The following is a 15,116-nucleotide window of genomic DNA, read 5'->3' as shown; positions in this document are numbered from 1 at the left end:
CGTTTAGAATCACTAAACTTCACGACTTTTGCCTTATTTATTTACAAAAAGAGTGGCGAAAAATAGTCTATAGCTCAAATTATAAACAAAGAACAACAGACCCTAACAAAGGATTAATAAATGTCTGCGCAAATTATTTCCGGCACACATATTGCAGCTCAAATAAAAACCGAGATTGCAGAAAAAATCCGTGATCGTATACGTGAAGGTAAACGGCCGCCGGGGCTAGCTGTCATTTTAGTCGGTGCCGATCCGGCTTCACAAGTCTATGTCGGCAGCAAACGCAAAACCTGTGCCGAGCTGGGCATTTATTCGCAATCTTACGATTTGCCTGCCGAAACAGACGAACAAACGCTATTAGCACTCATCGAACAACTGAATAATAATACGCAAATTGATGGTATTTTAGTTCAACTGCCGTTGCCGGCACAAATCGACACCACAAAAGTGATTGAACGTATAACGCCGAGTAAGGATGTCGATGGGTTTCACCCATACAACGTCGGGCGCTTATGTCAGCGCATTCCTCTGCTACGCGCCTGCACCCCTTATGGTATCATCAAATTGTTGCAAACCACCGGCATCAATTTATATGAGCAGCATGCGGTGGTGGTTGGTGCATCCAATATTGTCGGACGACCAATGGCGCTAGAGCTACTACTGGCGGGCTGTACCGTCACGGTTACTCACCGCTTTACGCAAAATTTAGAGCAGCATATCCGCCAAGCTGATGTTTTGGTCGTTGCTGTCGGCAAACCGCACTTTATTCCGGGCGATTGGATCAAAAAAGGCGCAACGGTTATTGATGTCGGGATAAACCGTACCGAAAATGGCTTAGTTGGTGATGTTGATTTTAATACTGCCAGCGAAAATGCAGCATTTATTACGCCAGTGCCCGGTGGCGTTGGGCCGATGACGGTTGCGATGTTGATGAGCAATACGTTGTATGCCTGCGAACACTGTCATGACCAATAACGATTTTTATCGGGAAATCCTATCTCGGATTTCTATTCTAGTACTCTAAAAGGAGAAAGATATGTCTTTGAAAAAAACTATGTTACTCGTTACTGCTTGCTCTACTGTATTAATCGCTTGCAGCCACTCCGCAGATAACCAAGTCGCTGTAAAAGATTATCAAGAACCTATTTTGGCAGCGAAATGGATCGACTATCAATGTGAAAATGGTGTTGATCAAAAACAGGCAAAAGCTCGCTACCACTTTGGTGAAGCCACTGCAGTTGCGCAAGTGACTTTAGGCGAGGAAATTTTAACCATGGATTATGATGGTGATAAATCGAATCCAGAAACAACTGTCTTTAGTGTTGGTGATTACTCTTGGTCCATCAGTAATAACAGTGCAGGTCAAACCCCTGAAAAAGAGGGCAACGGCTTCCTGACCTTGACGAAAAACGACACAGTCAATGGCGCAACCGTTAAAGTCGATCAAATTTTGAAAAAATCCTGCTTCCCGGCTAAATAAGCCTTAACATCAAGCCATACCATATAATAAACCCTGCCATTATCATGACAGGGTTTATTTTAAACGGAGCTTAGTAGCAACCGCTTAGTTAGCCGAGATCACCACACGGCGATTAGGGCGCAGGCAGTCGCGCAATGCTTGCCCTTGTTCTGTTTCGCAAGCTACTACCTGATCAGCTTTACCACGCCCAACCGCTGTCACTTGATCAGCCGCAAAGCCTTTCGAAACCAAATAGGCTTTCACCGCATCGGCACGTTGTTGCGACAATGCTTGATTGTAGCTGTCCGAACCTAAGCGATCGGTATAGCCGTCCACAGTCACGCTTTTACTACCACTTTCAGTTAACCCACGCGCCACCTCATCAATCACTGATTTGCCTTTGGCACTCAAAGTTGCTGAATTAAAATCAAACAAGAAATCACCGGACAGTTCATACTGATTGTTACAGCCGGTTGGTTTCCAGAAGAACGATTGTGCATCCATGTTTTTATCAAATAATACTTTAAATTGACAAATTTTATGTTCACCGTTTTGGCGGTAGTTGAACACATAATCCCATTCACGCACGGCGAATAAACCTTCACTAAAGTGCGGTCTGCCGATCAGATAATACAACTGATCTTTGTTCATGCCTTTTTCGATCATGCGCACGTTATCCCAGTTCGGCCAAATCCCATACTGCGAACCGCTGAAATTCACACCGGCATCTTCTACTTTTGGCCACACTGGTTGATCAGTCGTGCCATCGGATTTAACATCGCTCAAACGACAGCCCGCTAATGCGACTGCAACGGCCAGTGGTAGCGCATACTTCACTAACTTTAATTTCATCTCACCATTTCCTTTTTGTTGACCGCACTTTGCACCACGTTGTCCAAAGTGCGGTTAAGATTTATTACCACTGATAACCAACGCTGACAGAACCACCGGCATCACCTTGACTGGTTGACATACCGGTCAGTTTCACCCCGATTTTGCCATTGTCAGAGATTCTGGAGACACCGATAGCCAACGCATTTTCACCGCGATAAGTACCTGCGCCGACAGAAACCATGGATTTACCCGGCAAGTAGGCTTGGTAGAGACCGGCGGTTGCCAACGCTCCGGCGATACCGGCTCTGGCACTCTTATCAACTTCATTGATACGTCTGTTCAGGTTATTCCCCATCGCTTGGACTTGTCCGAAGTTGACCGCATCACCCGCTTCTGTTGCATTAGCCACATTGCTGATTTTGGTGCCCGCTGCATTAATACCGCTGGTCGTCAAGCTAGGGCCATTGCCACCACCCGTAGTCAAGCCGTTGCTGTTCATCACCGTCCCACCGGTGGTAACACGGCTGAATTCCGGAGTATCGGTCATGCTGATGGTCAGGTTATTACCACTCACAGAAGTGCTGATGTTTTTACCATCACCTTTCACGTTGACGGTATTACCCAGTTTCGCATCATAGCTGCCACTATCACCAGTAAAGGTAATTGGTTTAACAATCTCTTGGTTGAAGTAATTCAATGCTCCACCGACACTGTTGGCGGTGACTGTCGAACCGTCAGTTTTAGTGATGGTATAAGTCGGAGCCGTCACCGTACCGTCAGGGTTAACTTTCGCGCCATCGCCCAATGCCTTAGCAACAGATTGGGCAACATCATGCACTTGGCCACCGTTGACAGCTTGTTGGCTACCTGCGGCAATGCTGCCGGCTTTCACCCCATCAATCACGGTATTGCCTGCATTGATACCCTGGTTGTCGATCTTGACGGTATCACCGAACTTGGCACTGGCAACCTCCACATCATTGGCTAATGCCACCGTGATATTACCCTTGGCATCCACTTGCGTCATGATGTTTTTGCCGCCATCAAATTTGCTGAAGTCGGTATTGCTGTCCGCACCTTTCACATTCACCGTTGATCCCAGCTTAGCCGTATAGGTATCACCGCTGTTGGCACCAAATTTCAGACCATTATCAACTAAGTCGCTAGTGGCGTTTTTGATAGCATTATGCACATCGCCACCGTTCACTGCATCGGTACTGGTTGCACTGATATCACCCGATGCCACATTGGTGATCTTAGTTCCTGCCGCATCAATTCCGGCTTTCGTCACACTCGGACCACCTGCGATGGTTAAGCCATCGTTGTTGATGGTGGTATCGCCCGCTTTAACGCTGTCCACCTTCAGATCTTTGGCGGTAGCAACATTATACGTCGTACTGCCGTCACTGTTGGTTGTCGGGGTAACCACAATATTGTCACCCGCAGTGACCGTCGTTTTGGCAGCAGTTGCCGCTTTATCCAACTGATTAATGGCGTCGTTGACACTGGTCACCGGCTTGCCGGCAACATTCATCGCCGTATCATCCAGTTGTGCCACGGTTTTACCTTCACCATCCACCACTTTAACCGTGCCGGTAGTGCTGACGCCATCTTTGCCGACGCTGGCCAAGGTTGTGCCGTCTGCACCTTTAACGCTCATACCGTCCACGCCGTAGCTGGCGGTACGGCCATCGTCGTTGGTCACGGTCGTACCGGCACCATTCAACACCGTGGTGTTACCATTGGCATCCTTGCCGACCGTCACGCTGTCCAAGCCGCTCAGATCTTTTGCCAACGCCACACGAATCAGCCCATTGTCCACTTGGGTCATGATGTTTTTACCGGCATCAAATTTGTTGAAGTCGGTATTTTCATCTGCCCCTTTCACGGTCACGGTGCTGCCCAGTTTCGCAGTGTGGTTGCTGCCGGTGTTGGCGGCAAAGATCAAGCCTTTGTCAGTTAAACCGCTGATCGCATCCGCCACTTGCCCTTCGGTTGCGGCAGTATTGCTGCCGGTATAGGTTTTGCTGTTGTCCCATGTAGTATTGGTTAAACCGCTCACCGTTCCTTTGGCACCATCAATCACCACCGGATTGGCGCTACCTACTGTGGCTTTATCCGCCCCGTAAGTGCTGGTGTTGGTGCCGTCGGTGACGGTTGTGCCGGCTGCTGCCACCGTAGTGGTATTGCCAGCCGCATCTTTCACCACCGTACCCGCTGCCGTGGTTGTCGTGCTATTGCCCGCTGCATCTTTAATGGTATCGCCGGTTGCACCATAGGTCGCGCTGTTGCCTGCCGCATCTTTCACTTCGGTTCCGGCAGCCGTCAGTTTGGTGACATTGCCCGCTCCGTCATCAGCCGTTACGCTGGTGGCAGTAATATCCTTAAAGGTCGGGCTCTCTTTCATGCTCACGGTCACTGTGGTTTTACCTTCCGCATCTTGTGTCACGTTAGTTGCCAAGTTGGTGGTGACGGTATCAGTTGCATTACCTGCCACAATCGCCAACTCTTTACCCAATTTATGGGTTTTAACGTCTGCGTTATCAGCATTGACTTTAAAGCCGCTATTGGTCAATCCTGTGACCGCACTTTGCAGATCAGCCACATTCACCGCATTGGTCAACACCGCACCTGCTGCATCACCCAAAGCCGTATCGCCCAAACCGCTCTTCACATTGGTCAATTGCACCGGCGTTGTGCTGCCTGTGCCGCCCAAGGTCACACTGTCTTTCTTAGTCGGATCATCATACTGCACCGCATTGTCTGCTTTCGCCAACGATTCGGTCACCTTATCACTCAACTTCAGCTTGATGCCTTGGTCTGCTGCGGTTGTCTCAATTTGATCCGCCGTACCGGTCACCGACAATGTTTGTGTTTTCAGGTTAACATTACCGGTACCGCTGTCGCCTGCGGTATTCAGTGCGACCGCATCGACCGTTGTCGTTAACTGATCATCCACATATTTTTTATTCGCGGCATCACCATCTGCGGTTGGTGCAACCAAACCAGTGACTTTGCCGGCACCAATCGTCACCGGATTGTCACCACTGGTCACAAATGTTGGTGCGGTCACCGTGCCGGTAAAGGTCGGTGCATTTTTCATGCTCACGGTCACTGTGGTTTTACCGCTGGCGGCATCTTGCTCCACTTTCGTCAGCAAGTTGTCGCTTGAGGTAGCATCGGTGGTGTTACCCGCCACGATTGCCAGTTCGTTGCCCAGTTTGTGGGTTTGTACCCCGCCTTGGTCTGCGTTGACTTTGATACCACTGTTGGTGATGCCGGTAATTTGATTGTTCAAATCCCCTGCATTCACTGCTTTGTAGGCATTCGCCGGATCAGTAATATCGCCTGCGCTGGCCACATTGTTCAACACCGTACCACCACTCATCGGCGTAAATGTGCCATCGGCATTTTTAGTCACCGGCGTACCGGTGGTGCCCGCCAAGGTCACACTGTCTTTATTCGGTGTGCCGTCTGCGTTTTTGTCGTATTTGACCGCAAAGCTGTCAGCCGTTTGTTGCGCACTGTTCAACTGGTTCAACGCTGTGTTGACATTGGTAATATCATTGCCGTCGTTGTCTTTCACTGTAATCGGCGTGCTGTCCAAAGAAGCAACTTCGTTACCGTCCTTGTCTTTGATCACCAGACCGTTAGCACCGTAAGTGCTGGTATTGGTGCCGTCGGTGACGGTTGTGCCGGCTGCCGTCAGTTTGGTGACATTGCCCGCTCCGTCATCAGCCGTTACGCTGGTGGCAGTAATATCCTTAAAGGTCGGGCTCTCTTTCATGCTCACGGTCACTGTGGTTTTACCGCTGGCGGCATCTTGCTCAACTTTCGTCAGCAAGTTGTCGCTTGAGGTAGCATCGGTGGTGTTACCCGCCACGATTGCCAGCTCGTTGCCCAGTTTGTGGGTTTGAACCCCGCCTTGGTCTGCGTTGACTTTAAAGCCGCTATCAGTCAAGCCTGTGACCGCACTTTGCAGATCAGCCACATTCACCGCATTGGTCAACACCGCACCCGTAGCATCGCCCAAAACCGTATCGCCCAAGCCGCTCTTCACATTGGTGATTTGGTTGCCACCATTGTTCAAGCCGTCTTTGGTCAGGCTGACCGGGTTACCTGCGGTACCATTGTTGATGGTCAAGCCGTTGGTGGTGAGTTCACTGTCGCCAACCGTGACTTTTTCCAATCCGGTCAGGTTTTTCGCCAGTTTGACGGTGATCGAACCGTCTTCCGCACCCACCGTACCGATGTTGTTATCGGTCAATTGATCCGCAGCTGCACCGCCTTTCACGCTCAGCACGTCAGTCGGTTTGCGTTTCACGGTCACCGCTGTGTTGTCGCCTTGGTATTGCGTTTCGGTGTTTTGAATCGCCGTATACACATCGCCGCCGTTGACTGCGTCGGTGCTGCCATCTGCCACTGTGCCTGAACCGACATTGGTGATCTTGTCACCGCCCACATCCAAGCCATCGGCTGTGCTGGTCAACGTGGTGTTATTGGTGGTATCACCAATTTTCACGCTGCTGAATTCCGGTGTGGCCGAAGTGGCAATCGATACTTTTTGTCCATCTTGAGTAATGACAATATTTTTACCGGCATCAATGGTCACGGTATCCTCAGCTTTCACTGCCGTGACCGCACTTCCATTGGCGGTGCCGTCCGATTGAGAAGTCGTGACGTTCCAGCCTTTTTGCAAGGTTTCAATATTTTGATTGGTGGCAAACAACTGGCTGCCGTTGACTGCATCCGTGCTGTTCGCACTCAGATCTCCCGCCTTGACATTGGTCAACTGCACCGGCGTTGTGCTGTCTGTGCCACCCAAGGTTACTTTATCTTTCACAGCCGGATCATCATACTGCACCGCATTGTCTGCTTTTGCCAGCGAATCGGTCACTTTGCTGCTCAGTTTCAGGGTAACGCCTTGTTCTGATGCCGTGCTTTCGATTTGGTCGGTGGTGCCGTTAATCGCTAAAGATTGGGTCTTCAGATTCACACTGCCTGTCCCCGTGTCGCCTGCTGTGTTCAGGGTTACCGCACCTACTGCGTCGCCAACTTTGCCGTCAACATAATCTTTGTTGGTGGCATCACTGCCAGCTGTCGGGGCAACCAAACCAGTGACTTTACCATCACCAATCGTCACCGGATTGTCACCACTGGCCACAAAGGTTGGTGCGGTCACCGTGCCGGTAAAGGTCGGTGCATTTTTCATGCTCACCGTCACCGTGGTTTTACCTTGCGCATCTTGCTCAACTTTGGTTGCCAAGTTGTCGCTTGAAGTCTCCGTGGCATTACCCGCCACAATCGCCAGCTCATTGCCCAATTTATGGGTTTTAACGTCTGCATTATCGGCATTGACTTTAAAGCCGCTATCGGTCAAGCCTGTGACCGCACTTTGAAGGTCAGCCACATTCACCGCATTGGTCAACACTGCGCCACTGGCATTACCCAAGGTTGTGCCGTCCAAACCGCTCTTCAGATTGGTGATCTTATCATCGCCCACATCCAAGCCGTTGGCTGTGCTGGTCAGCGTGGTGTTATTGGTGGTATCACCAATTTTCACGCTGGTGAATTCCGGATTCTCCGCTAATTGAATTTGCACGGCTCCGGTGGTTTTATCCGTAATCGTTTGGATATTTTTTCCGCTGTATGTGCCTGCTGTCGCCGCATCCGTTGAGAGCGCTGTCAGGTTGCCATCAGTTGCACCGTAGATCTTCAGGGTTTCACCTAATTTACGCTCAACATCGCTCGTGCCATCTGCTGCTACACGGCTGTTGCCGGCAAAAGTCAGTGGTTTCGCTGCTGCGCCTGCCACTTCATTCAATTGCGCCACATTCACCGCATCGGTATCCGCTGTGCCGGTAGCAACATTGCTGATTTTGTTGCCGCCATTGTCCAAACCGTCTTTGGTCAGACTGACCGCACTGCCGCCTGTAGTGCCGTTTTGGATGGTCAAGCCGTTGGTGGTAAGTTCACTGTCGCCAACCGTGACTTTTTCCAATCCGGTCAGGTTTTTCGCCAGTTTCACCGCAATCGAGCCATCTGCATTGCCTACAGTACCGATGTTGTTATCGGTTAAATCGGTTGCTCCGCCAGTAATGCTCAACACCTCAGCCGGTTTGCGAGTTACGGTCACGGTGGTGTTATCACCTTGATATTGACTTGCGGTGCCTTGAATCGCCGTATACACATCGCCGCCATTCACTGCGTCGGTGCTGTCCGCGGCTACCGTGCCTGAACCGACATTGGTGATCTTGTCACCGCCCACACTCAAGCCATCGGCTGTGCTGGTCAACGTGGTGTTATTGGTGGCATCGCCAATTTTCACGCTGGTGAATTCCGGATTATCAGAAGTGGCAATGGTTAATGTTTTGCCGTCTTGAGTTACCAAGATATTTTTGCCGTCTTTAAATGTCACCGTATCATTCGGTGCAACATTTTCTGCGGTCGTGTCATTGGCTTGCACATTCCAACCTGCATTCGCAACCTCGCTAACCGCTTTCAACTGGTCTTCTGTTGCTGCTTGCCCGCTGGTGATGTTGGCTGCATCAAAGGTAGTATTGGTCAAACCGCCAACAGTACCGGTTTCGCCATTGATCGTCACCGGTTTGCCTGTGGTTGCATTGCCAATAGTAACGGTATTCGCCAATGCCAACTGCGCACCACCGGCAATCGTTGTACTGGTGATGTTGCTATCGCCTTTCACATTGATGGTGTCGCCCAAGGCATATTTATTGCTGCCCTCGGTGCCACCAAAATTAATGCCTTTGGCAATATTGGCCGCATTGGTTGCTACATTTTGGTTGGTTGTAAACAATTGAGAACCATTCACCGCTTGTTTACTATCGGCAGACAATTCTGCTGGCGCTACGTTATTGATGGTAACACCACTGCTGGTATCGCCGTTAGCACCCACCAACGTCACTGAGTTTGTTGCTGCGAATTGGTCACCATTAGAGGCATTGCCACCTGCGGCGGTATTGCTGTTGCTGTAGCGGATCGCACCCGGTGCGGCTTCCACGGTCACTACGCTATTGCCGTCTGCACCTTGTGCAACCGTAACCTGCGTGCTTTCTTCATTGCCGGAAACAAAGTCCACCCGCTTACCGGCGGCCACATTGCCCACTTTGGCGGCGGTGATATCGTTACCGATTTCCCAGCCACCAGCAACTTTATTCAGTTGCGAAACATTGACCGCATCATCATCATTCACGCCGTCTGCCACGTTGGTGATCGGTAAGCCGCCTGCATCAATGCCAGCACTGGTAATCGTCACTTTATCGCCAACCGATAGGCTTTCGGTTTCGACATCGGTTAATCCGGCTAGGTTTTTCGCCAGTTTCACTGTGATCGAACCGTCTGTTGCACCTACAGTACCGATATTACCATCGGTCAATTGATCCGCAGCTGCACCACCTTTCACACTCAACACTTCAGCCGGTTTGCGTGTCACCGTCACCGCAACATTATCCCCTTGATATTGGGTTTCCAGATTGGTAATGGCATTTTTCACATCGCCGATGTTGGCAGCGTTGGTGAGGGTATCACCTGCGGCATCTGCCAAGGTTGTGCCGTCAACACCGCTCTTCACAGCGGTGATTTGTTGGTTACCTGCATTGATACCGGTTTGGCTGATGCTTGGGCTGTTTGCCAAAGGTGTGCCGTTGGTTTCAGTAAAGCTTAAGCCTTTAGCACCATAAACGGCTGTGTTGGTACCATCAGTCGCCACCACCGACACCGGATCGCCCAGTTTAGCCGGTTTGATTGCCACCGATGTATTGCCGCTAACCACGTCCAAACCGTCTTTATCCAGCTTGTTGTTGTTGATGGTAAGGCTGCCTGTTGCGCCAAGGTTGACATCTTTTGCCAGTTTTACCGTCAAGGTATCTGCGCCATTTGAAACAACGCCGATATTGTTGTCGGTAAGATTGGCTTCGGTGGTATTGCCGCCTTTAACATTTAAGGTTTCGCCGAGTTTACGGGTGGCGTTGTCACCGCTGTCACCGGCAAAAACAAGACCTTTGCTGGCAATATCTTCAGAGGCTGTCACGCCTTTGGCAATATCTTCCTTGGTCTTATCGGTTAAGTCCAGCGCATAATCGGTAACGTTAGTGGTGGTATTTTTATCACCCGCAGTCACTTTAACCGCACTTGTCGTTGCTGCCGATACCGTGGTGCCGTCGGCATTCACGGTGTATTCGGTGTTCACGCCGCTGGTTGTTGAGGTTACGCTGGCCACATTGGTGCCTTTGACTACGCTACTGGTTTTAGCCGCATCTTGTACCGCTTTCAACTGGCTATAGTTAACCGCATCCGCATCTGCTGTACCCGCAGTAACATTGGTGATTTTTTGATTACCCGCATTGATGCCATCTGTTGCGCTCATGCTTGGGCCACCATTGCCGGTGCTGATGGTTGGAGCCGTAATAGTTGTGGCATTAACACTAGTAAAGGTTGGTGTCATGCTGGTGGCAACTTTTATCCCACCATTATCATTGGTGATCAGAATATTGTCGCCATTAACAAAATTCAACGTGGTGTTGTCTTTGTTGATTGTCGCTGCTGTTGCGCCGTTCACCTGCGCAGTCCAAGATTGAAGTGCGTCATCGGCTTTAGCAATACTATCTTTGGTTGCTTGCGAGAGATCCACTTTGTAGTTGGTGATATTGGTGGTACCGTCTTTCGGATCGGCCGTCACTGTAACCGCACTTGTCGCTGCTGATACTGTGGTGCCATCGGCATTCACGGTATAGACTGCTTGACCATTGACACCATCTGTTTTCACCACACTGGTCACATTAGTTCCATTTGTCACTTCGGTTTTTGCTGCTTTAATCGCCTCGTGTACGGTATTTTTATTGGTATCACCAATATTGGTCATGGTGATTGTGCCATCAGCCGCCAAAGCCGCATTGCCGCCTAAAATACCGACTGCGGTAGTGGCAACATTACCCAAGGTGACATTAGTGGCATACAACTGGCTGCCGTTAATCGCATCGGTGCTGCTTGAACTAATACGCCCCGCCGCCACATTGGTCAGCGTACGCTCTTTACCAGCATCACCCACGCTCACGGTGGAGGTGGCGGCGGTGCCGGCAAAGCCGGAGTAAGTCAAATTGCCTACAGTTGCTTCGGTGGTGTTAACCACCGCTGCAGTAGATGAATTGCTACCCAAAGCGACATCACCGGCATTAGCCGTGGCTTTAGCCGTATCCCCTAAAGCTAAAGCACCATCGGTTGTTGCCTGGCTGGAATAGCCAATCGCAGTTGCGGTAGCATTAGCGTCAGTCGGTGTAGTGGCTTTACTTTGTCCGCCAATCGCAATACCACCAAAATTATCAGAATCGGCGGAAGTCGCTTGAGCTCCTAAACCAATTGCCACGGCATTATTGCCATTGGCAACCGTTCCGCGTCCCATGGCGACAGAGCCGGTTGCTGCATTGCTATTATGACCAATCGCAACCGAATCCGCCCCATCAGAGGTCTGAGCATTCAAGCCCATGGCAATACTTTGCGCCCCTACTGCTTTGGCATTTGGTCCCAGTGCCATTGCATTGGCGCCGGTCGCACCGTCATTTTTATAGTTACCTGCTGTTGTCGTTGTGTTGTTGACACTATAAAAATGGGTTAATTGTTGAGAAAGCGTATCTGCCACGGCATACAACTGGCTGCCGTTGATGGCATCAAGCTGGTGGCAGAGACTCGTCCGTTGGCGACGTTCTGAATTTGACGCGGTTTGGCAGCAGTGCCCACACTCACTACATCACCGTCAGCCGGAGCCGCACCGGCGGTGGCATAAGTGTAAGTTAAGCCGTTTAGTGTGGTATTTGCAGTATCTACCGCTGCAGAAACTGTGGAGGCATTGCCCAATACCACGGCGCCATCCAAGCCTGCAGCCACTGTAACGCCATTGCCCATCACCATTGCATTGCTGGAATTGACGGTATTGCTGTTACCCACCACACGAATGCCGCTCGTGCTTGCTGTCGGCATATTATTGTTGTTACCAAAAGCACCGGAATTAGTGGCTGCAATCGGTGCTGCTGCCGTGCCATTATCATTACCAACGGTATAAGTACCGCTGCCTGAAATATAAGACGGATCACCCAAGGCACCGGAATTGGCGCCGGAAACCACGTTGCCGGTACCAATCGAGATGGTATTTACCGCCAAGGCCTGTGCCCCGGTACCCAAAGCGATGGCGTTAGCAGCGGTGGCTGTGGTGTTTTGATAGCTTGTGCCAACTGGCAATGCACTACCAATCGCAATCGCCGCTTCGCCGGTGACTCGGGTGGCGGTGCTCGCAACCACTGCACCATTGGTATTATAACGCGCACCGCCGATGGCAATCCCGGCTTCCGCAGGCATGGCTGTTGTGCCTGCGGTGGCATATTGCCCCACGCTCACGCTGCCGTTGGAACCGGTGGAATTGGCATTGGCACCCACTACGGTGGCACCGGTGGAGCCGGTGATGAGGGTATTGCCACCCAGCGCGGTGGCACTGCCCACGCCCAACAAGCGTTGGTTCGTGGTGTTGCTGGCTTCATCAGCAGCCACAATGGTGGCACCATAGCCCAACGCTACGGAAGCCAGATTTGCAGCTCGGCCGCCTACCATAGCTCTGGCGTTATCACCGATCACCACATTGCCTGCGCCTGGATAGTTACTGATACCAAAATTATTATTTGTGGTATTCATATCTAAAGTGCTCCAGTCTTTAGGCACACTGGCGGCGTTACGTCCAATCGATACGCTACTGCTAGCCGCCCAAGCGCCTTCGCCAACGGCGGTGCCCAGGCTGGCCCCCGCATTCCTACCGATTGCCGTAGATGAGGGTGCTGTGACACTGGTTATACCTGAGGTAATTGCCCTGGCATTATCACCAATCGCAACACCGGAATACGTGGTACTGAGCGCGTTAATGCCGATGGCGATGGCATTGGTAGGAGCAGCACGGGCAGTATCTCCTATCGCAATTGAGCTGATTCCACGTGCTGTGGCCGTATTACCAACTGCAATGGCATTATTCTGGCTTGCCACGGCGCCAGTGCTTAAAGCCACGGTATGCGAAGCCGTCATCGGCGCTGCACTGGTTCCTCTGCCGGCAGTCTGACCAATCGCAATATTATTATTGCCGGAAACATACTGCCCGGCGTCCAGCATGGCGGCAAAGTTGTTGCTGCCGGAAACGTTTTGCCCGGCTCGCGAAGACAACGCCAAGTTGGTATTGCCGCTCACATTCTGCCCGGCATTGCGACCAATGGCGGTATTTTCGGTATTGGTGGTGCCAGCGGTGGTGGTGCCTGCACTGCTGCCGATGGCAATGGTGTAGGCTTGGGTATTCTGTTGCCCTGCAGCGCTACCCATCACGACACTACCTTGTCCCAAGGCATTGGCACTATTACCAACCGCAATCGCACTTATACCGCTAGCCTGAGCTGAGCTGCCCAGTGCCACGGTGTTAGCGCTCGTCGCTTGTGTTCCGACTGTACCAATGGCAACGGCATTGTTGCCGCTGGCGATGGCATTGGCTGCCGCACCGCCGCCGATGGCAATGGCTTGCTGGCCGGTGGCTTGAGCAAAACTGCCCACCGCGGTGGAGTAGCCGGTGGTGCTGCTGGACAATGCGCTGTCACCAATCGCGACAGAGCCGGATTGTGCATAAGGCGCAGCGGCTGTACCGCCAAAGCCGGCACTGCGACCAAAAGCAATATTGGCTGAACCACTGACGTTGGAGCCCGCATTAAAGCCCATGGCGAAGTTGGCACGACCGGATACATTTTGCCCTGCACTGCCACCGATTGCCGCGTTGCCGTTGGCGGTGGTGGCTTGCCCCGTACCGGCAGCATTACCGATGGAAATATTATTGCCGTTGCCATTGGTTGTGCCATTGGTGTAAGCCAATCTGCCAACCGATATATTGCCTCCGCCGGCCAATGCCTGCGCCCCTGAACCCAGTGCGACTGAATCATATCCCGTTGCATTAGCGCTCAAGCCAATCGCAACGGCATTGGCAAGGGTACCCGTGGCCAAATTACCGATGGCAACCGTATTATCAGTAGTAGCACTTGACTGTCCGCCAATCGCAATCGAATTGACGCCAGTCGCTTGTGCGCCTCGTACCGCATTAGAACCAATCGCAACCGCCCCCACTGCGCCGGCGGTGGTGGCATTGGCACGGTTGGTGGCATCTGCTGTATTACCAATCGAACCGCCTATCGCCACCGTTTGGCTGGCGGTGGCGTTGGCAAAAGAACCCAGCGCCACCGCATCGCTTCCGCTGGCATTGGCTTTCACCCCATATGCCGAACCACGTACGCCGGCCTCGGCATAGGCCCCCATTGCAGTCGCCCAGGCACCATTGGCCTTTGCGCCACTGCCCACCAAGGTAGGGCCGGTTTGCCCATTACCATTGGCACAACCCCAGACGGAAGCCAGCTGTCCGGATCCATCCACCGCCGACACTGCACTGTAATCCACGCCACCGGCTGTACCTGTGCCACCAAAGCAACCGGCATTACCTACTACGCTGCCAATAGAGATGGAGGCAGTAGGAGAACCATTTGTATATCCTGTTGTGGAGACGACCACGGCTTGAGCCACGCCAGCGAACGCCATGCTGACCGCAAACGCCACGGCAGACACTGGAGACAAGAGCGAATGGTTGCTTGCACGCACCAGCGTACGAACTGAGCCACCCTTGCCTTGAGATGATCCAAGCTCAGATACCACAACCCACGCCTGAACCACCTTGCTCCAGATCACTTTATAAATTTTATTCATTGTTATACTCCGTCACACTGACTTGTTAAAAATAAAATCT

General features: G+C 51.7%; 5 protein-coding genes. 2 read left to right on the top strand and 3 right to left on the bottom strand.

Features of this window, described 5'->3' with window-relative positions:
* Positions 1 to 120 precede the first annotated feature (120 nt).
* Together folD and FHQ30_RS07755 are read left to right on the top strand one after the other, a co-directional pair.
* Entirely contained in the window at positions 121 to 975 is an 855-nt protein-coding gene (gene folD / locus FHQ30_RS07760; protein ID WP_139611959.1) for a bifunctional methylenetetrahydrofolate dehydrogenase/methenyltetrahydrofolate cyclohydrolase FolD, read from the top strand.
* 61 nt (positions 976 to 1,036) lie between these two features.
* Complete coding sequence (locus FHQ30_RS07755) at positions 1,037 to 1,480, top strand: ACP-like domain-containing protein (protein WP_139611960.1); 444 nt, start codon at positions 1,037 to 1,039, stop codon at positions 1,478 to 1,480.
* An 84-nt stretch (positions 1,481 to 1,564) separates the two neighbouring features.
* On the opposite strand, the gene FHQ30_RS07750 is transcribed toward FHQ30_RS07755, so the two are convergent.
* The 3 genes from FHQ30_RS07750 to FHQ30_RS07740 all read right to left on the bottom strand — a co-directional run bounded on the left by FHQ30_RS07750 (position 1,565) and on the right by FHQ30_RS07740 (position 15,076).
* Positions 1,565 to 2,311 (bottom strand): OmpA family protein, encoded by a 747-nt coding sequence (locus tag FHQ30_RS07750; RefSeq protein ID WP_139611961.1) that lies wholly within the window; start codon positions 2,309 to 2,311, stop codon positions 1,565 to 1,567.
* 64 nt (positions 2,312 to 2,375) lie between these two features.
* Positions 2,376 to 11,948 carry a YadA-like family protein gene (locus FHQ30_RS07745; RefSeq protein ID WP_139625160.1) on the bottom strand — a complete coding sequence of 3,191 codons (9,573 nt, stop codon included), beginning with the start codon at positions 11,946 to 11,948 and terminating at the stop codon, positions 2,376 to 2,378.
* Positions 11,921 to 15,076 (bottom strand): ESPR-type extended signal peptide-containing protein, encoded by a 3,156-nt coding sequence (locus tag FHQ30_RS07740; protein ID WP_139611963.1) that lies wholly within the window; start codon positions 15,074 to 15,076, stop codon positions 11,921 to 11,923. Before FHQ30_RS07740 ends, FHQ30_RS07745 begins: the two co-directional genes overlap by 28 nt.
* Positions 15,077 to 15,116: the final 40 nt, after the last annotated feature.

Source organism: Testudinibacter sp. 'clade 2' (assembly GCF_006227735.1).
Taxonomy (GTDB): Bacteria; Pseudomonadota; Gammaproteobacteria; order Enterobacterales; family Pasteurellaceae; genus Chelonobacter.
This window is presented reverse-complemented; position numbering and strand designations above follow the sequence as displayed.

Bases quoted from the DNA above. Each gene is read 5' to 3' on its own strand.
- FHQ30_RS07755 (WP_139611960.1), top strand. From the start codon at position 1,037: ATGTCTTTGAAAAAAACTATGTTACTCGTTACTGCTTGCTCTACTGTA.
- FHQ30_RS07750 (WP_139611961.1), bottom strand. From the start codon at position 2,311: ATGAAATTAAAGTTAGTGAAGTATGCGCTACCACTGGCCGTTGCAGTC.
- folD (WP_139611959.1), top strand. From the start codon at position 121: ATGTCTGCGCAAATTATTTCCGGCACACATATTGCAGCTCAAATAAAA.
- FHQ30_RS07740 (WP_139611963.1), bottom strand. From the start codon at position 15,076: ATGAATAAAATTTATAAAGTGATCTGGAGCAAGGTGGTTCAGGCGTGG.